This is a genomic window from Paenibacillus sp. V4I5 (assembly GCF_030817255.1).
Lineage (GTDB): Bacteria > Bacillota > Bacilli > Paenibacillales > NBRC-103111 > Paenibacillus_E.
Genome location: NZ_JAUSZB010000002.1, coordinates 5578525 through 5605049 on the forward strand (window position 1 = coordinate 5578525; position 26525 = coordinate 5605049).

At 45.8% G+C, this 26525-nt stretch carries 17 protein-coding genes, 12 tRNA genes and 3 rRNA genes; 27 read left to right on the forward strand and 5 right to left on the reverse strand.

Annotated features, from left to right (window positions below):
* Nucleotides 1-180: 180 nt before the first annotated feature.
* From QFZ78_RS27480 to QFZ78_RS27610, 27 genes are all read left to right on the forward strand, one after another.
* Nucleotides 181-1722, forward strand: a 16S ribosomal RNA gene (locus tag QFZ78_RS27480).
* 242 nt (nucleotides 1723-1964) lie between these two features.
* Nucleotides 1965-4882, forward strand: a 23S ribosomal RNA gene (locus QFZ78_RS27485).
* 68 nt (nucleotides 4883-4950) lie between these two features.
* Nucleotides 4951-5067: ribosomal RNA gene (rrf, locus tag QFZ78_RS27490) — 5S ribosomal RNA — on the forward strand.
* The 16S, 23S and 5S rRNA genes sit together here with 8 tRNA genes alongside, the layout of an rRNA operon.
* A 5-nt stretch (nucleotides 5068-5072) precedes the next feature.
* Nucleotides 5073-5148 (forward strand) — tRNA-Asn (locus QFZ78_RS27495).
* A 27-nt stretch (nucleotides 5149-5175) separates the two neighbouring features.
* Nucleotides 5176-5267: transfer RNA gene (locus tag QFZ78_RS27500), tRNA-Ser, on the forward strand.
* Between the two features lie 36 nt (nucleotides 5268-5303).
* Nucleotides 5304-5378 (forward strand) — tRNA-Glu (locus QFZ78_RS27505).
* Nucleotides 5379-5401: 23 nt separating this feature from the next.
* Nucleotides 5402-5477: transfer RNA gene (locus QFZ78_RS27510), tRNA-Val, on the forward strand.
* 71 nt (nucleotides 5478-5548) lie between these two features.
* Nucleotides 5549-5625: transfer RNA gene (locus tag QFZ78_RS27515), tRNA-Met, on the forward strand.
* Between the two features lie 69 nt (nucleotides 5626-5694).
* Nucleotides 5695-5771 (forward strand) — tRNA-Asp (locus QFZ78_RS27520).
* A 20-nt stretch (nucleotides 5772-5791) separates the two neighbouring features.
* Nucleotides 5792-5864: transfer RNA gene (locus tag QFZ78_RS27525), tRNA-Lys, on the forward strand.
* Between the two features lie 44 nt (nucleotides 5865-5908).
* A tRNA-Leu gene (locus QFZ78_RS27530) sits at nucleotides 5909-5993 on the forward strand.
* A gap of 176 nt (nucleotides 5994-6169) precedes the next feature.
* The gene (locus QFZ78_RS27535; protein WP_307552242.1) at nucleotides 6170-7225 is read left to right on the forward strand and encodes a LacI family DNA-binding transcriptional regulator; all 1056 of its coding nucleotides are present in this window, start codon (nucleotides 6170-6172) and stop codon (nucleotides 7223-7225) included.
* Between the two features lie 297 nt (nucleotides 7226-7522).
* Entirely contained in the window at nucleotides 7523-8440 is a 918-nt protein-coding gene (locus QFZ78_RS27540; protein ID WP_307552243.1) for a carbohydrate ABC transporter permease, read from the forward strand.
* Nucleotides 8437-9270: a carbohydrate ABC transporter permease gene (locus QFZ78_RS27545; protein ID WP_307552244.1), complete on the forward strand. Its 834-nt coding sequence runs from the start codon at nucleotides 8437-8439 to the stop codon at nucleotides 9268-9270. The genes QFZ78_RS27540 and QFZ78_RS27545 overlap by 4 nt, the downstream gene beginning before the upstream one ends.
* A gap of 62 nt (nucleotides 9271-9332) precedes the next feature.
* Nucleotides 9333-10673, forward strand: a complete 1341-nt coding sequence (locus tag QFZ78_RS27550) for an extracellular solute-binding protein (protein WP_307552245.1) — start codon at nucleotides 9333-9335, stop codon at nucleotides 10671-10673.
* A 96-nt stretch (nucleotides 10674-10769) separates the two neighbouring features.
* Nucleotides 10770-11735, forward strand: coding sequence for a mannonate dehydratase (locus QFZ78_RS27555; protein ID WP_307552246.1), 966 nt, complete (start codon nucleotides 10770-10772; stop codon nucleotides 11733-11735).
* A gap of 48 nt (nucleotides 11736-11783) precedes the next feature.
* Nucleotides 11784-13172, forward strand: a complete 1389-nt coding sequence (locus QFZ78_RS27560) for a mandelate racemase/muconate lactonizing enzyme family protein (RefSeq protein ID WP_307555929.1) — start codon at nucleotides 11784-11786, stop codon at nucleotides 13170-13172.
* A 29-nt stretch (nucleotides 13173-13201) separates the two neighbouring features.
* Entirely contained in the window at nucleotides 13202-14110 is a 909-nt protein-coding gene (locus QFZ78_RS27565) for an RraA family protein (RefSeq protein WP_307552247.1), read from the forward strand.
* A gap of 47 nt (nucleotides 14111-14157) precedes the next feature.
* The gene (locus tag QFZ78_RS27570) at nucleotides 14158-16731 is read left to right on the forward strand and encodes a beta-mannosidase (protein WP_307552248.1); all 2574 of its coding nucleotides are present in this window, start codon (nucleotides 14158-14160) and stop codon (nucleotides 16729-16731) included.
* Nucleotides 16732-16849: 118 nt separating this feature from the next.
* Complete coding sequence (locus QFZ78_RS27575; protein WP_307552249.1) at nucleotides 16850-17101, forward strand: DUF1450 domain-containing protein; 252 nt, start codon at nucleotides 16850-16852, stop codon at nucleotides 17099-17101.
* A gap of 113 nt (nucleotides 17102-17214) precedes the next feature.
* Nucleotides 17215-17724 (forward strand): ferritin, encoded by a 510-nt coding sequence (locus QFZ78_RS27580; RefSeq protein ID WP_057307929.1) that lies wholly within the window; start codon nucleotides 17215-17217, stop codon nucleotides 17722-17724.
* 265 nt (nucleotides 17725-17989) lie between these two features.
* Complete coding sequence (locus QFZ78_RS27585; protein WP_307552250.1) at nucleotides 17990-18445, forward strand: hypothetical protein; 456 nt, start codon at nucleotides 17990-17992, stop codon at nucleotides 18443-18445.
* Nucleotides 18446-18473: 28 nt separating this feature from the next.
* Complete coding sequence (locus QFZ78_RS27590; RefSeq protein ID WP_307552251.1) at nucleotides 18474-19172, forward strand: AIM24 family protein; 699 nt, start codon at nucleotides 18474-18476, stop codon at nucleotides 19170-19172.
* Between the two features lie 102 nt (nucleotides 19173-19274).
* Nucleotides 19275-19349 (forward strand) — tRNA-Gly (locus QFZ78_RS27595).
* Nucleotides 19350-19357: 8 nt separating this feature from the next.
* A tRNA-Arg gene (locus QFZ78_RS27600) sits at nucleotides 19358-19434 on the forward strand.
* A gap of 16 nt (nucleotides 19435-19450) precedes the next feature.
* Nucleotides 19451-19527 (forward strand) — tRNA-Pro (locus QFZ78_RS27605).
* Nucleotides 19528-19545: 18 nt separating this feature from the next.
* Nucleotides 19546-19616 (forward strand) — tRNA-Gly (locus tag QFZ78_RS27610).
* Nucleotides 19617-19910: 294 nt separating this feature from the next.
* Here QFZ78_RS27610 and QFZ78_RS27615 read toward each other — a convergent pair.
* From QFZ78_RS27615 to QFZ78_RS27635, 5 genes are all read right to left on the reverse strand, one after another.
* Nucleotides 19911-21743, reverse strand: a complete 1833-nt coding sequence (locus QFZ78_RS27615) for a right-handed parallel beta-helix repeat-containing protein (RefSeq protein WP_307552252.1) — start codon at nucleotides 21741-21743, stop codon at nucleotides 19911-19913.
* On the reverse strand, nucleotides 21743-22738 hold the full coding sequence (locus tag QFZ78_RS27620) for a ComEC/Rec2 family competence protein (protein WP_307552253.1): 996 nt from the start codon (nucleotides 22736-22738) through the stop codon (nucleotides 21743-21745). The genes QFZ78_RS27615 and QFZ78_RS27620 overlap by 1 nt, the downstream gene beginning before the upstream one ends.
* A gap of 81 nt (nucleotides 22739-22819) precedes the next feature.
* Nucleotides 22820-24448 carry an extracellular solute-binding protein gene (locus QFZ78_RS27625; protein ID WP_307552254.1) on the reverse strand — a complete coding sequence of 543 codons (1629 nt, stop codon included), beginning with the start codon at nucleotides 24446-24448 and terminating at the stop codon, nucleotides 22820-22822.
* Nucleotides 24449-24552: 104 nt separating this feature from the next.
* Nucleotides 24553-25437 carry a carbohydrate ABC transporter permease gene (locus QFZ78_RS27630; RefSeq protein WP_307552255.1) on the reverse strand — a complete coding sequence of 295 codons (885 nt, stop codon included), beginning with the start codon at nucleotides 25435-25437 and terminating at the stop codon, nucleotides 24553-24555.
* 12 nt (nucleotides 25438-25449) lie between these two features.
* A complete protein-coding gene (locus QFZ78_RS27635; RefSeq protein ID WP_373460441.1) occupies nucleotides 25450-26379 on the reverse strand; it encodes an ABC transporter permease in 930 nt (309 codons plus the stop codon).
* Between the last annotated feature and the right edge of the window lie 146 nt (nucleotides 26380-26525).

Here is a 26525-nt window from a genome sequence, read left to right on the forward strand (position 1 = left end):
GTATATTACTTCTCGCTGCTTCGGTAACACGGCAGTGAACGAAAGAAATTGATCTTTGAAAACTGAACAACGAGTGAGTAAGCACGAACGAGAAATCGTTCAAAAAAGAGATTGCAAAATCTCGCTAGCAAGTCAATGAGCATTTCAGCTTTCAAATATACGGACGAGCAATCGTCCACTATTATGGAGAGTTTGATCCTGGCTCAGGACGAACGCTGGCGGCGTGCCTAATACATGCAAGTCGAGCGGATTTATCCTTCGGGATAAGTTAGCGGCGGACGGGTGAGTAACACGTAGGTAACCTGCCTATAAGATCGGGATAACTATCGGAAACGATAGCTAAGACCGGATAACTGGTTTTCTCGCATGAGAGAATCATGAAACACGGAGCAATCTGTGGCTTATAGATGGGCCTGCGGCGCATTAGCTAGTTGGTAGGGTAACGGCCTACCAAGGCGACGATGCGTAGCCGACCTGAGAGGGTGAACGGCCACACTGGGACTGAGACACGGCCCAGACTCCTACGGGAGGCAGCAGTAGGGAATCTTCCGCAATGGACGCAAGTCTGACGGAGCAACGCCGCGTGAGTGATGAAGGTTTTCGGATCGTAAAGCTCTGTTGCCCTAGACGAACAGCAAGAGGAGTAACTGCCTTTTGTGTGACGGTATAGGAGAAGAAAGCCCCGGCTAACTACGTGCCAGCAGCCGCGGTAATACGTAGGGGGCAAGCGTTGTCCGGAATTATTGGGCGTAAAGCGCGCGCAGGCGGTCAATTAAGTTGGGTGTTTAAGCCCGGGGCTCAACCCCGGTTCGCATCCAAAACTGGTTGACTTGAGTGTAGGAGAGGAAAGTGGAATTCCACGTGTAGCGGTGAAATGCGTAGAGATGTGGAGGAACACCAGTGGCGAAGGCGACTTTCTGGCCTATAACTGACGCTGAGGCGCGAAAGCGTGGGGAGCAAACAGGATTAGATACCCTGGTAGTCCACGCCGTAAACGATGCATACTAGGTGTTGGGGATTCGATTCCTCGGTGCCGAAGTTAACACAGTAAGTATGCCGCCTGGGGAGTACGCTCGCAAGAGTGAAACTCAAAGGAATTGACGGGGACCCGCACAAGCAGTGGAGTATGTGGTTTAATTCGAAGCAACGCGAAGAACCTTACCAGGTCTTGACATCCCGATGTAACACCTAGAGATAGGTGCCCTCTTCGGAGCATTGGAGACAGGTGGTGCATGGTTGTCGTCAGCTCGTGTCGTGAGATGTTGGGTTAAGTCCCGCAACGAGCGCAACCCTTGATCTTAGTTGCCAGCACTTTGGGTGGGCACTCTAAGATGACTGCCGGTGACAAACCGGAGGAAGGTGGGGATGACGTCAAATCATCATGCCCCTTATGACCTGGGCTACACACGTACTACAATGGTCGGTACAACGGGAAGCGAAGCCGCGAGGTGGAGCCAATCCTTATAAGCCGATCTCAGTTCGGATTGCAGGCTGCAACTCGCCTGCATGAAGTCGGAATTGCTAGTAATCGCGGATCAGCATGCCGCGGTGAATACGTTCCCGGGTCTTGTACACACCGCCCGTCACACCACGAGAGTTTACAACACCCGAAGTCGGTGGGGTAACCCGCAAGGGAGCCAGCCGCCGAAGGTGGGGTAGATGATTGGGGTGAAGTCGTAACAAGGTAGCCGTATCGGAAGGTGCGGCTGGATCACCTCCTTTCTATGGAGACTCGGTCTTGATAAGACCAGTCAAGTGTGCTTAGCACACAAACCGCTTACTCACTCGTGTTCAGTTTTGAAAGAGCAATCTTTCAAAAGCATCGCAGTTGTTCCTTGAAAACTAGATAACGAAACAAAACGTAAAGTAAGAACTTAGGTTGTGTTAACCTTCGGGTTGCACAAAAATCTTAAACTCTTTCCAATAGGAGAGACTTTTGCTTAGCGCAAAAGATCCCTATAAATGGTTAAGCTAGAAAGAGCACACGGAGGATGCCTAGGCACTAGGAGCCGAAGAAGGACGTGGCGAACGACGAAATGCCTCGGGGAGCCGTAAGCAGGCTTTGATCCGGGGATGTCCGAATGGGGGAACCCAGCTGTGGTAATGCGCAGTTACTCTATTGTGAATACATAGCAATAGTAGAGGCATACCCAGGGAACTGAAACATCTAAGTACCTGGAGGAAAAGAAAACAAAAGTGATTCCGTCAGTAGCGGCGAGCGAAAGCGGAATAGCCCAAACCAAGGAGCTTGCTCCTTGGGGTTGTAGGACCTCGTTGTGGGGTTAGTTCGGTAGGCGAAGAGATCTGGAAAGGTCCGGCATAGAAGGTAAAAGCCCTGTAGCCAAAATCGAACGAAACCCCTAGAGGTATCCTGAGTACGGCGGGTCACGTGAAACCCCGTCGGAATCCGGCAGGACCATCTGCCAAGGCTAAATACTCCCTAGTGACCGATAGTGAAGCAGTACCGTGAGGGAAAGGTGAAAAGCACCGCGGAAGCGGAGTGAAAAAGAACCTGAAACCGTGTGCTTACAAGAAGTCAGAGCCCTCTATATGGGTGATGGCGTGCCTTTTGTAGAATGAACCGGCGAGTTACGTTCCCGTGCGAGGTTAAGTTGAAAAGACGGAGCCGCAGCGAAAGCGAGTCTGAATAGGGCGCTTTAGTACGTGGACGTAGACCCGAAACCGTGTGATCTACCCCTGTCCAGGGTGAAGGTGAGGTAACACTCACTGGAGGCCCGAACCCACGCATGTTGAAAAATGCGGGGATGAGGTGGGGGTAGCGGAGAAATTCCAATCGAACTCGGAGATAGCTGGTTCTCCCCGAAATAGCTTTAGGGCTAGCCTCGGATGTTGAGTTGTGGAGGTAAAGCACTGATTGGGTGCGGGGCCCGCCAAGGGTTACCAAGTCCAGTCAAACTCTGAATGCCACAAACTTAAATCCGGGAGTCAGACAGTGAGTGCTAAGATCCATTGTCAAAAGGGAAACAGCCCAGACCATCAGCTAAGGTCCCCAAGTGTGTGTTAAGTGGGAAAGGATGTGGAGTTGCACAGACAACCAGGATGTTGGCTTAGAAGCAGCCACCATTGAAAGAGTGCGTAATAGCTCACTGGTCGAGTGACTCTGCGCCGAAAATGTAACGGGGCTAAACACGCCACCGAAGCTATGGCTTGCACTTTAGTGCATGGGTAGGGGAGCGTTGTATGTACGTAGAATTCTGACCGTAAGGACAGGTGGAGCGCATACAAGTGAGAATGCCGGTATAAGTAACGAAAAGATCAGTGAGAATCTGATCCGCCGAAAACCTAAGGGTTCCTGAGGAAGGCTCGTCCGCTCAGGGTAAGTCGGGACCTAAGGCGAGGCCGAAAGGCGTAGTCGATGGACAACAGGTGGAAATTCCTGTACCACCGTAGCCGTTATGAGCAATGGAGTGACGCAGAAGGATAGTGACGCGAGCTGATGGATGCTCGTCCAAGCAGTGAGGCTGATGTGTAGGCAAATCCGCACATCGTTAAGGCTGGGCTGTGATGGGGAGGGAAATTTAAGTACCGAAGGTCATGAGTTCACACTGCCAAGAAAAGCTTCTAGCCAGGCGAAGGTGCCCGTACCGCAAACCGACACAGGTGGGTGAGAAGAGAATTCTAAGGCGCGCGGAAGAACTCTCGTTAAGGAACTCGGCAAAATGACCCCGTAACTTCGGGAGAAGGGGTGCCTCGGTAGGGTGAATAGCCCGAGGGGGCCGCAGTGAAAAGGCCCAAGCGACTGTTTAGCAAAAACACAGGTCTGTGCGAAGCCGCAAGGCGAAGTATACGGGCTGACGCCTGCCCGGTGCTGGAAGGTTAAGAGGAGTGGTTAGGGCGCAAGCCCGAAGCTATGAATTGAAGCCCCAGTAAACGGCGGCCGTAACTATAACGGTCCTAAGGTAGCGAAATTCCTTGTCAGGTAAATTCTGACCCGCACGAATGGCGTAACGACTTGGGCGCTGTCTCAACGAGAGATCCGGTGAAATTTTAATACCTGTGAAGATGCAGGTTACCCGCGACAAGACGGAAAGACCCCATGGAGCTTTACTGCAGCTTGATATTGGACTTTGGTACGATCTGTACAGGATAGGTGGGAGCCTTTGAAGCCTGAGCGCCAGCTTGGGTGGAGGCATCGTTGGGATACCACCCTGATCGTATCGGAGTTCTAACCTAGTACCGTGATCCGGTATGGGGACAGTGTCAGGTGGGCAGTTTGACTGGGGCGGTCGCCTCCTAAAATGTAACGGAGGCGTTTAAAGGTTCCCTCAGAATGGTTGGAAATCATTCGCAGAGTGCAAAGGCATAAGGGAGCTTGACTGCGAGACCTACAAGTCGAGCAGGGACGAAAGTCGGACTTAGTGATCCGGTGGTACCGAATGGAAGGGCCATCGCTCAACGGATAAAAGCTACCCTGGGGATAACAGGCTTATCTCCCCCAAGAGTCCACATCGACGGGGAGGTTTGGCACCTCGATGTCGGCTCATCGCATCCTGGGGCTGAAGTAGGTCCCAAGGGTTGGGCTGTTCGCCCATTAAAGCGGTACGCGAGCTGGGTTCAGAACGTCGTGAGACAGTTCGGTCCCTATCTGTCGCGGGCGTAGGAAATTTGAGAGGAGCTGTCCTTAGTACGAGAGGACCGGGATGGACGTACCGCTGGTGTACCAGTTGTCTCGCCAGAGGCATCGCTGGGTAGCTATGTACGGAGGGGATAAGCGCTGAAAGCATCTAAGCGCGAAGCCCCCCTCAAGATGAGATTTCCCAGTATGTAAGACCCCTTGTAGACGACGAGGTTGATAGGTTCGAGGTGGAAGTGCAGCAATGCATGCAGCTGACGAATACTAATCGGTCGAGGGCTTAACCAATAAACCTAAAATTCTAACTTTACGCAAGTTTCGTATCTAGTTTTCAAGGCGCAAACACGCTTTGACTGTTTGGTGATGATGGCGGAGGGGACCCACGCGTTCCCATCTCGAACACGACCGTTAAGCCCTCCAGCGTCGATGGTACTTGAACCGCAGGGTTCTGGGAGAGTAGAACGTTGCCAAGCAGTTTTCCCTGATAGCTCAGTTGGTAGAGCACTCGACTGTTAATCGAGTTGTCACAGGTTCGAGTCCTGTTCGGGGAGCCATTTTTTATAACATACCAGGCTTTTCATGGAGAGGTGTCCGAGCTGGCCGAAGGAGCACGATTGGAAATCGTGTAGGCGTCACAAGCGTCTCGAGGGTTCGAATCCCTCTCTCTCCGCCACCAATAAACTTTTACATAAGAAAAGCCTGTTTACGAGGCCCGTTGGTCAAGTGGTTAAGACACCTCCCTTTCACGGAGGTAACAGGGGTTCGAGTCCCCTACGGGTCACCATCTATATTCTAGTTATATCCCATGGAGGCTTAGCTCAGCTGGGAGAGCATCTGCCTTACAAGCAGAGGGTCGGCGGTTCGATCCCGTCAGCCTCCACCATTTTACCTTAAAAAGTGTAACGCATTAGCTAAACATTTTTCGGGGATAATAAAATATCATGCTAGTAATGTCGCGGGGTGGAGCAGCCCGGTAGCTCGTCGGGCTCATAACCCGAAGGCCGCAGGTTCAAATCCTGCCCCCGCAACCAACCTCTTATATAAGGAGAGACTTTTGATATTATCAAAAAGATCCCTATATTAGATGTCTTACATAGTGTGGAGCTGTGGTGTAGTGGCCCAACATGCCTGCCTGTCACGCAGGAGACCGCGGGTTCGAATCCCGTCAGCTCCGCCATTTTTTTTATTTATGTCCATGAGTCATTAGCTCAGTTGGTAGAGCACCTGACTTTTAATCAGGGTGTCGTAGGTTCGAATCCTACATGACTCAGTATTTATGGGGAGCTTTAGACCTAGTCTAAAGTTCTCTGTTTCGCGGTCATGGCGGAATTGGCAGACGCGCACGGTTCAGGTCCGTGTGGGCTAACCCCCCGTGGAGGTTCGAGTCCTCTTGACCGCATTATCGGTAAAGAAGAGTAGGTTGCTAATAAGCGCCTTCTCTTCTTTTTATTTTCTCCATCTACTAGAGATAACACTTCTTGTATACTTATATATGCTAATTTGTTATTATTATGAGAGTATTGTTTGGTTTACAAAATCAACACGAGTGTCGGATACTGATTTGGAGTGATAGCTTTGACAAAAACGAATAAAATTACCATGCAGGAGATCGCGGATCGAGTTGGTGTATCTAAATATGCAGTATCGAAAGCATTGTCCGGGAAATCTGGCATTAGTGCAGTAACGAGAGAAAAAATTTTTGAAATCGCTTCCCAATTAGGATATCTGAACCAGAAAACGATTAAAAAAATTCAGAGTCAGTCCACTTCGGAGCAAAGTGATAAAATCGTTTGTATTCTAATTCCGAACATTCGCAGCCAGAATAAAGAGTCCGGCTATTGGGGGAAAGTACTAGACGGCATCTCCAAAACACTTGAATCTGAAGGAATAGGCTCGATTATTGTCTCAGATGACAATCCTAGAAACTTTAATCTGGTTATGAAACCAGAGGGTCTGTTAGGGGTCATTGGTGTTGGGCTTGTATCAACGCCGATGCTGATGGAGCTAAGAAGTAAGGCAATCCCCTTTGTAATGGTCGATCATGAAGATGAGATGATTGAATCGGACACTATTTTCATGAATAATGTGGATATTATGCGCAAGCTTACTAATTTTTTGATTGGCAAGGGTCACACCCGTATCCAATTCATCGGCAATTTGCGTTATTCGCGAAGTTTTTTTGACCGTTGGATAGGGTTCAGGTCTATCATGGAGGAGAATGAACTGCCTTATTTGCATAGAAGTCATGCGTTGTTAAATGTGATACCTTCTTTGAGAGAAGAAAATACGAATTTGCTGCTGACAGGTTTGCAGTCCATCCCGGCTAGTGAGTTTCCTACAGCATTCGTGAGCGCGAATGATCAAATTGCCGTGCTAGTGCATAATGCCTTAAAGGCAATGAATCTTCGTGTCCCTGAGGATTGTTCTTTAACAGGTTTTGATAACAATGTCGATATTGTTAAAGACTTTCCAACGCTTACAACGATCAATGCTGAGAAAGATGCACTCGGTATCAAAGCAGTAGACTTGTTGTTATGGAGATTGAAGAATAGGCATATGCCCTATGAAAAAGTATTGCTGCAAAGCGACTTAATTATTAGGGAAAGTATCAGTGCTTTCACAGAAAGTTAACGATTTAGAATAATTGAAGTAGCTCGATTTACAAAGTTCCCGAATCAAGTTTACAAGTAAACTTGATTCGGGAACTTTTTTATGTTGTTTGTCGATATATCCAAGAAATAAACGGATTATAAGTAAATAATGTGTTTTATGTTATGAAAGTAAGCGGTTAAAATAAACATAAAACTAGTTTATTTAACATAACATTATTTATATATTAGGTTGACACAATAAAATATTAGGATTACAATCGAAATACATTAAGTAACATTGACCCCATTTATTTTAAGCTGAGAGAAGGTAACAACTATGATTATAAGAAAGCGTAGGTTTCGCAATAAAGATGAGTATAATACTGCCGGGTATCTATTCATTTCCCCTTGGTTAATTGGCTTTCTATTGTTGACGCTATGGCCTATTATTCAGTCATTTTATTTATCTTTTACAGATTATTCATTACTGGATAAGCCATCATGGATTGGCTCGAAAAACTATTCGGAGATTTTTACAAAAGATCGATTATTCTTGAAATCGCTTTCTGTAACTTTCTCGTTTGTTCTCATCTCCGTGCCAGTCAAGTTGTTTTTTTCCCTAATGGTAGCGATGCTGCTGAATCGGAGTCTCCGTGGGATGAATGTGTATCGGACAGCTATTTATTTTCCATCGTTAATTGGGGGAAGTATTGCGGTATCTGCGCTTTGGCGAAACATGTTCGGATTGGATGGGTATATCAATCACATTCTGGGATGGTTTCATATTACTGGAGTTGGATGGATATCGAACCCTGATACAGCTCTTGGCACTCTTATCTTACTGAATGCTTGGCAGTTTGGGTCCACCATGGTTATCTTCCTAGCGGGCTTGAAACAAATTCCGAAAGATTTATATGAATCCGCTTCCGTAGATGGTGCTGGAATCGTCCGTAAGTTTTTTACCATTACGTTACCAATGCTCTCACCTGTCATGTTTTTTAATTTAGTGCTAGGTATTATTGGATCCTTCCAAATGTTTACTTCTGCATTCGTCATTACGGCAGGAGGCCCTGCAAACTCAACTTATATGTATGTCATGTTCTTGTATGAAAAGGCTTTCAAACAATTTCAAATGGGTTACGCCTCCGCACTAGCATGGATATTGTTACTTATTATAGCAATATTAACGGCAATTAATTTTGCCGTATCCAAATACTGGGTCTATTACGAATCCGATGGGAGAGGATCTAAATGATCATACGGCGATATTCTTCATTAAAGGCACATTTCATTCTGTTGCCGTTTTCTCTGATCATGCTCTACCCGGTTTTTTGGTGGATGGGTGCCTCATTGAAAAGTTTGGCGGAATTAGGTTCACCAACGATTTGGCCGCAGGTGTTGATGTGGGAAAATTACACCAAAGGCTGGACGTATTCTTCCGAGTACACGTTCACAACCTTTTTTGCCAATACGCTTTTAATGGAATTCTGGAACGTATTGGGCGGCGTAGTCACGGCGGCACTAGTGGGGTATGGATTTGGGAGATTGCAGTTTAAACTACGGAGTTTCTGGTTCTCCGTGTTGTTGCTTACAATGATGCTGCCTTCTCAGGTGACTGTTGTGCCTCAGTACATTATGTATAACAAGTTGGGCCTTGTGAACAGTTATATTCCATTGATATTACCTCATTTCTTTGGAGGAGGTGCATTCTTCATCTTCCTAGTCGTCCAATTTATTAGGGGAATTCCCAGAGATCTGGACGAGGCCGCACAAATGGACGGTGCTTCTGTTTACAAAATATTTCTCTTCGTCATTGCACCTTTAATAAAACCAGCGCTTGTAACCGTAGGTATTTTCACATTTCTTTGGAGCTGGGACGATTTCTTCTCCCAATTGTTGTATTTAAGCTCCATTGAGAAATTTACAGTCGGTTTGGCACTAAGAATGTTTATTGACCAATTTGAAATCCAGTGGGGCCAATTGTTGGCTATGTCGCTTCTCTCAGTCGCTCCTTCTGCCATTGTGTTTTTCTTGGCCCAAAAGCATTTCGTGGAGGGCATCGCTACAACAGGAATCAAAGGTTGATGCCAAAAGCTGCACCTCATGTAGGCAACACATCATTTCACATATAAAGGGAGTGTTTATTCATGAAACAACGACAACCAATGCTCAAAGGGTTATCTTTAGCCATGATTGCTGCAACGATTGGTATTACTGGATGCAGCAGCGGCAGCCAGCCGGCGCAATCATCGACGCAGCCGCAAACGACGGCGAAAACAGCGACGTCTGCGCCTGCTTCTGACAAGGCGGTTAAGCTGAAGATCATGTGGTGGGGAACACAGGCACGTCATGATGCCACTTTGAAAGCGCTGGATTTATACACGAGTCAAGTGCCTAAAGTGACCTTTGCCCCAGAGTATACAGCATGGGATGGATTTTGGGAAAAGCTTCCAACTTTAGCGGCTTCCAATACGATCCCAGATGTGCTGCAGATGGATGCGGCGTATATTCAAAGTTACGTCAAGCGGGGGCAGCTTGCTGACTTGTCGGATCTCGATTTGAAAGACATCGTCGATCCAAAAATTTTGGAGAATGTTAAAATCAACGGCAAGCTGTACGGTGTTCCCCTCAGTTTGAACGGTCAGGGGATGGTGTACAACAAACCTGATCTTGAAGCGGCAGGAATCAAGCTGCCATTCAATAATTGGTCCTATGATGATTTCTTTGCCTTTGCGAAAGAAGCACGCACGAAATTGCCTAAAGACAAATATCCGATCGACGATTTATCAAATGTTTGGGATTGGTACCAGTATTATCAAACGGCCCAAGGAAAAGGACCTATTTTCCAAGACGGCACGAAGTTCAACCTAGATAAGGACACTTGGTTCCAATTCCAAAACACATATGCTGGATTCCGCAAAGACGGCATCGTACCTTCGGCCGATTTGCAGATGTCTTTTAAAGAGAACGATCCAAAGCTCGACTCTTTGGCAGCCGGCAAAGTGATGCTCAAAGGAGCATCCGTGGGGTCTGCAACGGCTATCCAGGCACTAGTTCCAGGCAAATTGGTAGTAAACAGCAATCCGATAGGTCCGAAAGGGGGAGGCTGGGCGCAGTCGACAATCTTCCTCAGCATAGGTGCGAACTCAGCTAATAAAGAGCAAGCCAAACAGTTCATCAAGTGGTTTATTTCCAATCAAGAGGCTGGCAAAGTTCTGGGCACAACGAGAGGTATTCCGATTAATGAAACTATTTTCAAAAGTCTTGAATCTACACTATCCAAAGGTGATCTCTTCGGTAAAGATTTATTGAACGCAGCAAAAGACAAGGCACTGCCTTTCTACCCTGCTCCTCCAGGCACTGAAGATTTCGTGAAAACGTACAAATCGGAAATGGAAGCCGTGATGTTCGGCAAACAGACGCTTGAGCAAGCGTTCAAAACAATTACTGATAAAGGCAAAGATGCGGAAGCCAAGTTGAATAAATAAAGTCAGCCCTCTATTCATCCTATACATTTCTCTTGAGCCACTTCCGTTCTCCTTTGAGAATTGAAGTGGCTCAACATTCAAGGAGGTCATGTTAGCATGCAGTTAGCTGAATTTTTTTCATCAGAACCTGATCAGCTTTGGTCGCTTGCCAAACAAATGGGCGTGAATTATGCGGTGGGTCCATTGCCCCGAGAACTTAACGGTATGAAGCCGTGGGATTATCATAATCTGCTTCTAATGAAGCAAAGATTCGACAACAACGGTATCGAATTAGCCGTTATTGAATCAGCTCCTTCGACGAATTTAATTAAATTAGGGCTACCTGGGCGGGATGAAGAGATTGCCGTCATGCAAACGTTGATTACGAACATGGGTGCTCTTGGCATACCTGTCCTTTGCTACAATTTTATGGCACAGTTTGGCTGGTTCCGCACATCAACGAGCATTCGTACACGTGGAGAAGCCCTTGTATCCGGTTATGATCATTCTTTGATGAAAGATGCACCTTTGACGGAGGCAGGTATCGTAGAGGAAGATCGGCTCTGGGACAATCTCCGGTACTATCTGGAGAAAATTGTACCAACTGCTGAGAAAGCCAAGGTGAAGCTTGCTCTACACCCGGATGATCCGCCAATTTCACCAATTCGAGGAGTTTCACGTATATTGACGAGCGCCAATGCCCTGCAGAGGGCTATCGATTTAGTTCCAAGCGAGTATAGCGGGATTACTTTATGTCAAGGGACATTGGCTACAGCTGGTGAGCATATTCCGTCTGTTATCACTCGTTTTGCGGAACAGAACAAAATATTTTTTGTGCATTTTCGCGATGTAAAGGGCAATGCGGAACGTTTCGAGGAAACATTTCATGATGACGGCAAGACGGATATGCTCGAAGCCATGAAGCTTTACTATAAATATGGCTATCAAGGTCCTGCAAGGCCCGATCATGTACCTACAATGGCAGGAGAGGATAATAAGAATCCGGGTTACGAGCTATTAGGCCGATTGTTTGGGGTTGGGTACATCAAGGGATTGATGGAGGCTGCAGCTTCAAACAATTAATGATAACGGAGAAGCAATTTATTTACAGTAAAGAAGGGATTGAGGATCATTCTGAAACCAGATACCTATGAAAGCACTTTAGCCCACGTTAACGGGCATTCAAATCCATCTGAGCTGAGGATCGTTGATATCCGCTTTGCCGATATTGTCAGCGCACCGATGCATTGCAGCCTAATTAAGGTGTATACCAACCAAGGTTTGGTTGGTTATGGAGAAGTTCGTGATGGTGCGGATAAAGTGTACGCTCAGATGTTGAAGAGTCGATTGCTAGGGGAGAATCCTTGTCATATTGATAAATTGTTCCGTCGTATTAAGCAGTTCGGAGGTCATGCTCGTCAAGGTGGGGGCGTCAGCGGTCTAGAAATTGCACTATGGGATTTAGCAGGAAAGGCCTATCAGATTCCTATTTATCAAATGCTGGGTGGCAAATTTCGCGATAAAATTCGAATGTACTGTGATACGGACGTAAACGGTAGAGACACCGGTCATGCGATGGGATTAGCGTTGAAAGAAAGAATAAATAAAGGATATACATTTTTGAAAATGGATCTTGGCATCAATCAGATTATTCATGAGCCAGGTACGTTAAGCGCGCCTCTTGGATTCTTAGAAGACATGCAGAGTCTATCGCGTTCCTGGTGGAAACGCCAGCCCGGAAGCCTTCCACAATCCGAAGAAAGAGCGCTGCGCAACCGAGTGTATGATATGTACAATATCGCGCATCCTTTTACAGGCATCCATGTGACAGAAAAGGGGCTTGATATGCTGGAACAATATGTAGCGGATGTTCGATCCGTTATCGGGTATGAAGTTCCCCTTGCTATTGATCATTTTGGACATATCGGTGTTGAAGATTGTATTAAACTTGGGCGTCGGATCGATAAGTTCAACCTGGCTTGGATGGAGGATATGATTCCATGGACGTATACGCAGCAGTACGCCAAGCTAGCGAGTAGTGTCACAACCCCGATTTGTACGGGTGAAGACATTTATTTAAAAGAAAATTTCAGACCGCTCCTTGAAGCTGGCGGAGTATCCGTCATTCATCCGGATGTGCTAACGGCTGGCGGAATACTAGAGACGAAGAAAATCGGCGATATGGCGCAAGAATATGGCGTAGCAATGGCGATTCATATGGCTGAAAGCCCAATTGCCTGTCTAGCGGCTGCACATGTGGCTGCTGCAACGGAGAATTTCCTTGCCTTGGAATTCCACTCCGATGATGTGTCGTGGTGGGATGATCTCATCATTTCTAGCTATGTGACGAAACCGCTTGTTCAGAATGGATTCATCACCGTGCCCGATGCTCCCGGTCTTGGTATTGAGGAACTTAATGACGAAGTGATTGCGCAGCATTTGCATCCAGAAGATCAGGGATTATGGGTATCGACGGATGAATGGAATCATCGTTGGTCGAACGACCGCTTATGGAGCTGACAAAATCGAAAACGCAGGAGGAATAACTCATGAAATTCGATAATGCTGAAGACATCATCCAACTTACGCCGTTATGGGAAGGGGAGCGATTCCTAAATGGACGTCCAAAAGTATCCGACGATGTATTGCGGCGTATGCGCCGGATTACGTTGGAGGAAGCATGGGGCCCCCTATGGAACAGCGGTTACAAGTTTCAATTTGAAGGGGATTTCAAGATTATTCATCCCGAACAAGTCATGGTAGGTCGTGCAGTGACTTCGGTATTGCTACCACACCGCCCTGATTTGCATCATACACTTCTAAATTATGGACATGAACAAGAGAATAGAAAAGGCTTCTTCAATCAATGGATTATCGATTGTCTGGAAGAGGATGATGTAGCCGTAGTCGACATGTTCGATAAGGTCTATAAAGGTACATTCGTTGGGGGCAATCTATCAACAGCCATTTCCGCTCGTACGAAACGAGGCGGTGCTGTCATATGGGGAGGCATTCGTGATAATCAGCAGGTTGTCAAAATTGAGGGAATCAATGTTTATTATCGAGGAAGCGATCCAACCGCTATCGAGGATGTGACAATGGTCGGCATGAATGTGCCATGCCGGATTGGAAGAGCTGTATGCCTACCGGGTGATGTTGTACTCGGAACCCCATCCGGAGTTATCTTTATTCCTCCGCATTTGGCGGAAACGACGGTCGAGCTTGCAGAAAAATCGCAAGTGCGCGACGTCTTCGGATTTATAAGGCTGAATGAGGGCATATATACAACAGCTCAAATCGACGGGATGTGGACACCGGCTCTTTGGCAGGACTTTAGGGATTGGTTTGACACCTCTAATGAAGCGGCCGAATACCGGCATCTGAATTGGGAACATGAGATAGAAGAAGCGAGACTGAAAGAAAGTAAGGGTACGAATACTAGCGATGTTCGACTATAGATGATAATAGCGGGTTTTCGATAGCACCGCTTATGATGGAGGACAGGATGAGCGAAACAGCAAATGTATGGAAAGAATGGACGTTTAAAGCTTGTGACGAAAATAACTGGATACCAGCTAAGGTTCCTGGTTGTGTCCATATGGATCTATATCATAACGGCATTATTCCGAATCCGTTTTATGGAAAGAATGAGAGCGAGCTGCAGTGGATCGACAAAAAAGATTGGGAGTATCAATGCTTTTTTGATGTTCCAGAGGAGCTAAAGGCAAGCTTACATTTGGAGCTTGTGTTTGACGGATTAGATACGTACGCAGATGTATATGTGAATGATCGGCACATTCTTTCAGCGGATAATATGTTCCGCAGCTGGAGAGTTGATGTTAAGCAATGGCTCACCGAATGTGATAACAAGCTGTCGGTTCATTTCAGATCGCCGATTCATGAAGATTTACCGAAGTTAGAGAGGCTGGGCTATGGACTGCCGGCATCGAACGATCAGTCAGATGTAGGCGGTCTCGTTGATAAGAAGATTAGCGTCTTTGCTCGTAAGGCGCCATACCATTACGGATGGGACTGGGGTCCGCGCTTTGTAACAAGCGGAATATGGCGTGAGGTGAGACTTGAAGGCTGGACGGAATGCCGGATTACCGATGTATATATCAGGCAAGATGAAGTTACTCCTGTACTCGCTAAACTTACCGCTGTTCTTGAGATAGAGGTTACAGAAGCATGGGAAGGATCACTACATGTTCTTACGGAAGGTCTCAGTTGGACCAGGAAAGTAAATCTGGTAAGTGGAATTAATCATGTCGAACTGAATATGTCTATTGATCAACCCCGCTTGTGGTGGTGCAGAGGGTTAGGAGAGCCAGATTTATACAGCTTTAAAGTGGAATTAATAGGAACGAGAGGTTCTGCAGCACAGAAAAGTATTAGAACCGGACTTCGAACCATTAAACTGGTGACGAATCAAGATGACGAAGGAACCTCATTTTATATCGAATTAAATGGCGTTGCCGTGTTTGCCAAAGGTGCCAATCATATACCGAATGACAGCTTTTTAACAGAAGTTACTTACGAAACCTATAGACATGAAATTGCCACAGCGGCAGCCTCCAATATGAACATGCTTCGGGTTTGGGGCGGCGGGATCTATGAGCAGGATATGTTTTATGAGCTTTGTGATGAGTATGGGCTTCTCGTGTGGCAAGACTTTATGTTTGCCTGCAGTATGTACCCTGGTGACGAAGTTTTTTTACTAAATGTTAAGTTAGAAGCTGAGGAGAACATTAAACGTCTCCGAAACTATGCTTGTATTGCGTTGTGGTGTGGAAACAACGAAATGGATACGGCGTGGTCACATTACGATGAGCAGGCTGGATGGGGATGGAAAAAGCTTTACAGCTCCGAGCAGCGGGAACGTATTTGGCATGATTATGAGCAAATTTTTCATATGATTTTACCTGAAGCAGTTAACCGATGGGCTCCGGATATTTCTTACTGGCCTTCTTCACCTATGTGTGGGCTTAAGGGGAATGAGGATCAACATGCTCACCAGAATTCTTCCTCTGGGGATATTCACTACTGGGGCGTATGGCATTCTGTAGAGCCCTTTGAGAAGTATAATGAGCACGTTGGACGCTTTATGAGCGAATATGGTTTTCAATCATTCCCGGAATACGAGTCGGTTAAGACCTATGCCGAGGAAACAGATATGGCGTTAGAATCTGAAGTCATGCTGGCACATCAGAAGCACAAACGTGGCAATCAATTAATTAAGGAATACATGGACATCTATATGAGGGAGCCGAAAGATTTCCCATCCTTTCTATATATGAGTCAGGTATTGCAGGCGGAGGCGATGAAAACTGCCATTGAAGCGCATCGACGCCGTAAGCCATACTGTATGGGTTCTCTATATTGGCAGATGAATGACTGCTGGCCTGTGGCCTCATGGGCTGGGATGGATTACTATGGCAGATGGAAAGCCTTGCAATATTATGCACGGCGCAGCTTCAGCGATGTACTTCTCTCTGTGGATGATACAGATGAAAGCCGCCTCGATGTTTACATTATTTCCGATTTCCGATTTCCGATTCACGGGACGCTTAGGATAGAGTTATTGAATTTTTCTGGAGATGTTATATGGTGCTGCGTGGGGCCGGTTGAGGTTGATGCTTTATCAGGTGTTAAAGCCCTCTCGGTCAATAAAGAAGAGTTGCTGGCAGGAAACGATGAGACATCCGTTCTGCTAGTTGTACAGTTGGAGACGGATGGAACAGTCATCGGAAGCTGCGAACATTATTTGGTGCCATTCAAGGAAATGAAACTAGCTGACCCAACCATTCAAATAACCGAGGTGGAAGGAAGCGGGGGAACCCGGTTTGTATTGGAAACAGATACGTTGGCCAAACAGGTGCGATTATCTACGTCGATAGAGGGTATATTTGATGATAACTATTTTGATTTACTGCCGAATCGCCCTAAGACAGTTACCTTTATGGCCCGGAGTGCGGGTCGCACCCCTTTTGACTTCTCTGCACCTGCACAGTTAGAAATCTGTTCAATGATAGACTGTGTCACTCGTCATACTAAAGATTTAAAAAACTCAATGGCCTAGCGGCTATTGAGTTTTTTGCGTTCTATGGACAAGCAACTTTAAATTTCAGTTGACATTGATTATTATTATCACTAATATCAATTATAGTGGTAAAAGCGATGGCGGGGGGAGATCGAACATGAAAACGATTAAATACTGCTGTAGAAATGAAAAGTTCGGATCCAAACAAATATATAAGTCCTTGAAAAACGAATATCCGGGCCTTAAGCAGAAGAAGAAGGACTGCTTAGGTAATTGTAAGCATTGTAAGAAAGAGTGTATTGCCATGATCGGTAAAAAGGAGCTGTTGTGTGCAGCATCGCCTGACTTACTTTATGCTCAGATCAAACAAATTATAGCTGAATCTAGGGCAGAAAGCGTGATGGCTTGAACTTAACCCTTCTTAAATTGTTACTTCCGTTTGTATTTGTATGCGGAGTTCTGGTAATCTTGTATGTATGGGGAATACGCAAGAGATAACCATACAGAAAGGTGTGTGCATCTATGTTAAACGATACACTTACAGAAGCGCTCAATGAGCAGATGAACTATGAGTTTTATTCCGCGCACGTCTACTTGGCTATTGCTGGTTATTGTGCTGCGGAAAGCTTAGACGGCTTTTCCAACTTTTTTATTGTACAAGCTGAAGAAGAGAAATTCCATGCAATGAAAATTTTCAAATTCATAAATGATCGTGGAAAAAAGGTTAGCTTTGCTGGTATGGATACGCCTGTGAATGAGTACAAATCGATCCTAGATGCTTTTGAACATGCTTATCAACATGAGCAAGAAGTAACAAGACGTATCTATCATCTATCCGATTTGGCATTGAACGATAGAGAACATGCGACTATGCAATTCTTGAAATGGTTCATTGATGAGCAGGTAGAGGAAGAAGCAATGTTCGACAGCATTATTAATAAATTGAAACGCATTGATAAAGACAGTAACGCTTTCTACATGTTAGATGCTGAATTTGCTCAGCGTTCATTCACGCCACCAGCAGCGGTATAATTACATACGATTTTTTATGAGCATGAGACTTACCTGTTTCGCGAAATTTGGCGAAGGGTAAGTTTTTTTATGTCTGCTGACTGAACATAGACGGAAGATCCGCGGTCTCCATCATGAGTTTTATTTATCAGACCCGAGAAAGGTGGAGTCTTTGAGAATGATGACGATCTTGCGGTATCCCATAGCAGCTGTAGAAGTGGTGAAGGGGTGACTTTTGCGGTAAAATAGAAGAAAATGTCGATATCCACAGGGGGAGGGGCGGCAGATGCAGACACGTTATTTAGCGCGGGCTATTAAAATCTTGAGCATACTTGTCATCTTGTTTGGATTTATGTATCCAGCTTCTGCTGTCCAAGCTTCATGGTTGGATCGGGTGAAAGACATATATCAACTACCAGAGAATGTGGAACAAATTCAGAAGGACTATGAGGCAACAAAGCAGCAATTAGAGGACCAGAAGGATAAGCTTTCCGAAGCCATACGACATTCGCAAGAAACGGAGGAACGGCTTCTTGGGCAAAACGAAACGCTTAAAAGGGAAAATGAACAATTGCAAGAACGCTTGAAGGCCATGGAACAAGTAGCCCTAGATAAAGAAAAGCGAAATCGGAAATTAACCTATATGGCTGTGACGGCTGTTTTGCTGGTTCTTTTTTATTTTGTGCTAGGCCGCGTGTTTCGATTCATGGTCTGGAGGAGGCAAAAGCGCGGAATGAGATAAATGTAGTCTTACGAGGAGGTCGGTGTGTATGGAGGTATCTTTCGAGGAAGTGAGCTCACATGCAAAGATAGCTACAATGTGCATCGAACAGGGTGAGTCTGTTCATGTGCTGCATCCGAACCAAATTGTCGCTTTCCAAGGGAAGTCTGAGCAGAGAGAAGATTCGTTAATGAAACTGCCGAGTATGTATAGGAAGAAGCGTTTTGTTCAGTCACGGCTGCATGGTCCTGCCAATGTAATGCTAGGGCTGCCTGAAGGATACAGCATGGCTGTTATACCGATAGGAGTGGATGATGAACTTCTATATGAATTCCGGCATGTTTTGTTTTACACAGAGGGAGTCAGCTACACTTCTCATCTGCAAAATGTTAAGAATACACTGATTACGCAGGATCTTGTGAAAATGCAGTTTAAAGGTCCAGGCAAACTAGGACTTCTGACTACAGGACCGATTTACCAAATGGCATTGGATGTTAAGCAGCCCTTATATGTTGATACAAGCTGTCTTGTTGCGTATCCGCAGAATGCTCAGCTGCGTCTGTGTGTGTACGGCAATACACTGGCCAGTCAGCATATGAATTATCATTGGGAAATGACGGGGCAAGGCCATGTTCTCATGCAGCCCTGTAAGCCGGATCGCAAATTGGATGAGCATATGAAAAATGACAGCCTATTGCGTCGTATTGCCAAAGAAGTATTGCCATTTGGCGGTATTTTCATCAAATGAAAAAAGGAAAGAAAAAACATTTGCATTTGTCTTCAATTCCTGATATATTATTCCTTGTCGCCTCGGAGAAACGTTAGCGAGAATGACAAGCAATTATACGATGCGGAAGTGGCTCAGCGGTAGAGCATCGCCTTGCCAAGGCGAGGGTCGCGGGTTCGATCCCCGTCTTCCGCTCCAATTAATTTGCGCCCTTAGCTCAGCTGGATAGAGTATTTGACTACGAATCAAAAGGTCGGGAGTTCGAATCTCTCAGGGCGCGCCATTTTCATAAACCGCATCGGGACGTAGCTCAGCTTGGTAGAGCACCTGCTTTGGGAGCAGGGGGTCGCATGTTCAAATCGTGTCGTCCCGACCATCAATCCCTTTATAATACGCGGGCGTAGTTTAATGGTAGAACTTCAGCCTTCCAAGCTGATCGCGCGGGTTCGATTCCCGCCGCCCGCTTCACAGAAAAAGATCACCTTCGGGTGGTCTTTTTCGTTTGAACGGGAAAGGAAGAGAAGCCGTATGGGTTCGACCGTCCGTGAAGACATCATAGAATATACTCAAGTAGGACGCGCGTCCCAATATACCAATAGCCGCTTCCGTAGGAAGCATTTAAAATAAGTATTTGGAGTATTCCCGCCGCCCGCTTTACAGAAAAAGATCACCTTCGGGTGATCTTTTTCGTTTGAACGGTAAGGAAGTGAAGCCATATGGGTTAGACTGGTGATCCGGGGCTTTTATTTAAATACTTGCTTATGCGGGGCTATGCATCATAACGCCATCGTTACCAATGGTCATCTTATACCGCATTCCGTTCGGACTATGTAAGTAAATTCCGTCAAAGTTCGTGGAACCTTGAATAGACACGGCGGCCGTCATGCCTTCGGCCATGTTGTCAGCGACCTGCACATCGCTGCAAGTAGCGGTAACGCTTATGCCATATTGGTTTTGATTGCCGGTCAAAGCTTTAGTAATATGGTTACCTGCGACCTTCCCTTTTTTAGCTGAATTCGCAACAAGGATGCCACTTCGCGTATTGTTAGTTTCAGTTGCCGGGGAATTAATGATATTTCCAATAATCTGAAATTTCTCCATGCTTTGAATATAAATACCGGTCCTGCCGCAGCGATCGATCTGATTATGAAGTACCTGAATGTCGGCCGTGAGTCCGCGGTTTTTGTAATCTGCGTCTGGTTCTTCGGAGAATATAGCCTCCATATTGATGTCCTGAAAGACGTTATGACTAATACTTGCTTTGGTTACGTATGATAACCAGATTCCACGATATTGGTTGTGGAACAAGTTCCCGGTAATACTCACCTTATGCACCCATCGCAGGTTGATGCAGTTCTTGCTGGATGATCCCTGCGCGAACACATTGTTGGTGATGATAACCGACTCCACTTTGGCATATACCAAAGCCGTTTTGGGCCATCCTACGCAATAAATCGTTTCGAGCTGCGTCCCCTTAAATATATTACCGGAAATTACAATATTTTTACTGGATTGCGGTAGACCGGTTTGGTTACCAGCAGCATCTTTGGACGAATTGGTATTTCCCGCAGGATTAGACAGCATAATGCCCCTGTTGCAATTGAGGAATAAGTTGTTCGAGATGAATAGTTCAGCGAACTTGAAGCTGCGTACCCCGGCAAAAGTCATACCTTCGAAGGTATTGTCAACTACTTTGATATTCGAATTATAAAGGTCATAAACGGCGTAATGATTACCTACACCCGCAGGCCATGCTTGTGTCCCCGTTGTACCGCTTGCCCCAAAGTAGCAGCTTCGGACAGTAATGTTACGGCATGGGGTTCCGTCGAAGGCGCCCATTTGGCTAAAACCTTCCTGTGTATGATTGGCTAATTGAATCGCTTCCGCATAATTTCTGGATTGATCGGGCGTACTATCCCGATATCCAAGGAACCGACAATTCTCAATGACGACGTTCTCGCAAGCGTTCATATCGACACCGTGAGCGGTAACGACATCTCGCATTTCGATGTTGCGGATTATGATGTTCCTGCCTCTGGCCAGGCCGAACCCATTATAGGTATCAGGATACTGGAGGATGTTCCCTTCCCAAATACCGCCTTCGATCCATAAATCTCCATGCCCTTCGTAGCCTTGGAAGCCAGGGCCGTTATCTCCATTTACTAAAAATGAATGATCATGGCAGCGTAGAATTTTGGCATCTGTATCTAATGTCAGACGTGTATGACGGTAGATCCGCAGTGTGTCCGTGACTTTGTAGGTCCCTTTAGGAATGTGAACATGCGAGCCCGTCCCTTGAAGCGCTTGATTCAATGCGTTCTGAATTGCGGCAGTATCATCGGTTGAGCCGTCCCCAACAGCACCGTAATCACGAATATTTTTCATTGAAACTGCTTCTGTCGTAAAGATAGGATGGCCTTTCTGACCGTAGACCTCTTCAGTTACCGAGTTGGCAGAAACACCGGAAGTAGATTGGAATAAGTTAGTACCGGTCGCAAGGGCTACACTTGTCAATCCCAAAGAGGCAAGCAATTTTCTTCTGCTAATTTGACGTGTTGCTTGTTCCACATGTTCCTGTTCCTGTTTCGACATCAATGATTCCTCCTTAACCAATCTTTTTCAGTCGTTACGTTCATTGTCGTACCATCGGAGCGAAGCATAATATTGCCGTGCATGCCGGTGGAGTAAACCTTCGCGCCTTTTTTCTCCAAGCGCTCCAGCAGGTTCGGGCTTTGGAACAGGTTTTGACTCATGATGATGATCTGCGGGGAAACGGCCTGCAGGAACGCCTCCGAAGAGGAGGTTGATTCGCTGCCGTGATGAGGAATATCCATCATGTCTGACTTCAGCTTCTCTTTCCAGGGGGAAGAGGTAAGCTCAATTTCCCGGTGCTTGTAGATATCAGCGGTAAACAAGAATGTGCGTTCACCATAAGTCATCTTAAGCACCATGGAATAATCGTTAATTTCCTGAGCGGAAAATGTTTTCACCGCTTCGGGCAACGCTCCCTTGGGTGGACTGAGCACCTCGAATCGCACATGCTCGCCCAGTTGGAATACATCTCCCTCCTCAAGCGTTTTCATAGGCACCGCTTCAAGAGGGGCCATGGCATTGTTGTAAGCGGAGGATTTGGTATACGGCAAATTCACCATATAAAAGGACTTGATTGGCTTCTCCTTCGCAACGGTAGCGAATCCCCCAATATGATCAATATGCGGGTGGGTGTTCAGTGCGATGTCTAGTAGGTTAATTCCAAGCTTATTTAAATAATTCACCACTTGCGGTCCGACTTCCGGCAGTCCAGCGTCTACCAGCATCGTCTTGCCATCCGGAGAAACAATCAAAAAGCTGTCACCCATCAAATTATCTCCATCCAAATAAAAATAACGGATGGTCAGTTGTCCTTTACCAGCGTCCTTATCAAATATTTGCTCCGTTCGTACACTTGGCACTGTCTGCGGACTCTGAATTGTCAAGGCGACTGGAGTCACCTGAGGCTTGGTATCCGTGCAGGCCGTAAACAGCAAGGAAAGAATGACCGCAATGCACACTAGCTTTGCAACAGCAGTCCAGTGCTTCAAGAACATGATCTCATCGCCTTCCCATTCTGAAGGATAAGCAGGAGGGCGACTGGGCCGCCCTCCTTAGAATCTGCTAGCATGACTAATTTACTTCTTGTAACGATCGTACGCTTGCTTGTAGATTTTCATATATTCACCAACCCCCATTTTATCAACGGTAGAAACGTATTTATCCCACTCTGACATCGGTGCGGAACCGGAAATAAACTTTGCTTCCATTTCACTGATATAATTTTGGATGTCGTTTCCAACTGTCGATCTGAACTCGGTTTCTTCCTGTGTAAAGTTGAATGCATTCCATAGCTCTTTGACTTTGTGTTGTTCCGCTTTCTTCCCTACAGCGATCGATTCTGGCAATGTCTCGGAGCCTTTGAAATATTTTTCCTGCACATAGCCTGGATAGCTTCCTCCGAGCCAAGTGATGTATTTCGCTAATGCCTGATCCATAGTCAGTCCGTTCGGATTTTTCGTAATTTCTTCTACGAATTCCAGCTTGCCATCCGCAGCCTTTTTATAAGTTTGTCCTTCAACGCCCATGAAATAAAACGTGGCTCCTTCGTCGCCGTATAAGTGGTCGATCCAGCGGATCGTGGCTTCAGGGTTCTTGTTTTTGTCTGTGACAACAAATGATCCAGGCCATACAATAGGTACCTTAATTTGAGTAAACAATTGATCGCCGTGCGGCCCCTTTAATGCACCAAGTCCATAATAGCCCGGCTGGCTCATCTGTGTCATCGGATTAGGATTGATCGTTGAGCCAAAGACTCCCTTCTGGCCTTTAGCGTACAAGGCAGCCGGTTTAACCGTGAAAATTTCCTTATCGATTAGGCCTTCTGTATATAGCTTGCGCACGTACTCGATGACCTCTTTGTACTTCGGATCTGTTCGGAAGAAGCGCAGTTCATTCGATTTAGAATCGACATCTACAAATTTGTGGCCCAACCCGCGGTTACCGAAGTCCCATGCACCTCTTATTTGTTCAATCAACGGATTGATGCCCTCTCCAGCGTAAGGAACTTCGTCCGCCTGACCATTCCCATTCAAATCGGTATTTTTGACTGCCTTCAAATATTGATAAAACTCCTCGGTTGTCGTTGGTTCCTTCATTTTGAGCTTCTCCAGCCATTCCTGCTTGACCCAAAGCGGGGTTCCGATGAGCATCGGAAGGAAGTCCGGACTATAAAAGGACGGGAATGAATAGATACCGCCATCAGGCATAGTCAGCCCTTTTTTCAAGTCTGGGTATTTCTCCATCAGTTTCTTGAAGTTAGGTGCATAATTGTCAATCAGGTCGTTCAATTTGACAAAGGTTCCCTGAGCGCCATATTTCGCTAAATCTGCAGAAGATACTCTTGAGGAATAAAAAGCGTCTGGATAATCCCCGCCAGCTAACACAAGGTTGCGTTTTTCGTTTAAATTCTCAAAAGGAACGAGCTGGAATTTGACGTTAACATTCGTCATTTTCGCATATTCTTTCCATACGAGTGTTTCTTCAAAGTTATTGCCATTGGTAGGCGCTTTGCCCGTGAAAAAGGTCAGTGAAATTGGCTCTTTTACGATCGGCATGCCCTTTTTGTTTAAGTTTGCAACGTCCTTCGTATTGGCAGTTGGACTGGTCGAACTTTCTACTGTACCTTGCTCTTCACTACAAGCCGATAATAGGCTTCCGGTCATGACAGCTACTATAGTTAACGATAACCAGCTCTTACTTTTCATTAATTTTTCTACCTCCCTTATTTTCCTTTACATCTATGGCTAAAAGGTATTACCTTAATAGCTAACCTTATAAAACGCAGCATGAAAGTTCTTACAAAGAGCCCTTATCCTTTGATCGCACCGATCATAACGCCCTTGGCAAAATATTTTTGAAGAAATGGGTACAACAGAAATATTGGCAAATTAGCAACGATGACCAGTGCATACTTGATGGCTTCACCTTCCATTACGACATTAGCATTCGTATCGTCGCCTACTCCTAACATCTCCTGCATTTGTCCCTGAATCAGGATTTCGCGCAAGAACAGCTGCAACGGGTATTGATCACGATCGGTCAAATAAATGAGGGCACTGAAATAGGCATTCCAATGTCCTACACTGTAAAATAGGATCATGACCGCTATAATTGGCATCGATAGCGGCAGCACAATCTTCACAAGCGTACCTAAATTCGAACAACCATCAATCGAAGCGGCTTCTTGCATCTCTTGCGGAATACCGTTTTGAAAAAAAGTTCGCATGATTAAAATATTATAAACGGATACGGCTCCCGGAATAATTAGCGCCCACATCGAGTTCAGCATCCCCAAATCTTTGACCAATAGATAGGACGGAATCATGCCCCCGCTGAAAAACATCGTAAACACCATCAAAGCAGCAAAAAGATTGCGTCCATAAAAATCTCTTCGTGAAAGAGGAAAAGCTGCTGCGACCGACATAACCAGATTGATGGCGGTCCCGACTATGGTATAAATAATCGTGTTCGTATAACCAGTTAAAATTTCACTGTTTTGAAAAACTCTATAATATCCAATTAACGTAATTTGTTTCGGCCAAAGCCAAACCTCACCTCGCATGACCGAGTCGGGACTGCTAATGGATGCCGCCAGAACGAACACTAACGGATATAACACAACGATGCATATAAGCGCCAATAATGCATGGACGAACCAGTCGAATAATTTCTCACTGTTGAATTGCTGCTGCATCTTCCTGACCTCCTACCATAAGCTTGTGCCGTTTACTTTACGGGCCATTCGATTGACAATTACAAGTAAAGTGAAATTGACGATTGAATTGAACAGACCGACGGCCGCGGAATAACTGTATTGCCCATCAATGATCCCTTTGTGGTATACATGGGTCGAGATAATATCAGATGAAGACATATTGAGCGAGTTCTGCATCAGGTATACCTTCTCGAAGCCAACACTGAGCAAGGAACCCATATTCAGGATGAGCAAAATGATGATCGTAGGTATAATGCCTGGTAAATTGACATGCCAGATGCGCTGCCAGCGGCTCGCTCCGTCCACCCTTGCCGCTTCGTGAAGCTGTGGATCGATACCGGTTAAAGCAGCCAGATAGATGATGGAGCTCCAGCCCATTTGCTGCCATACACCCGAACCAACATATATACTTTTAAACCACGCTGGCTCCGTCATAAAATCGATGGGTGTTCCCCTAAACCAGGTGATCAGTCCATTCACGATTCCCGTTTGTGGCGAGAGGAAAATGAAGATCATTCCTACCATAACGACCGTGGACAAAAAGTGAGGCGCATAGGTAACGGTTTGTACAAAACGGCTAATCCTCTTAGATCGCAGCTCGTTGATTAAGAGCGCTAGCGCGATCGGTACCGGGAAGCCAATTAGTAACTGGTACACTCCAATGCCGAGTGTATTTTTGAGTAATCTCCAAAAATAGTAGCTTTCAAAAAAGCGCTCAAAGTGTTTGAAGCCGACCCATGGGCTTCCCGTAATCCCCTTGGTTGCGATAAAGTCTTTGAATGCAATCTGCACACCGTACATCGGCACATACTCGAATATAATAAAGAAGGCCATGACAGGTAAAATAAGTAAGTACAAATCCCAGTTTTTTTTGATTCGCCTCACCGTTGCCGAACTTTTTTTTCGGGTACTTACATTCATTTCTGCTGTTGACATAGAAGTTTGGTTCGACAAATTCTCACCCGCTTTCGTTTTTTCAATTCAGATCGTAGCATGGCTCTAAGGAAAAAGGTATTTACAATTCTTATGTTCCTTTGCTAAATCATGCTCCACCCAAAATAATGATA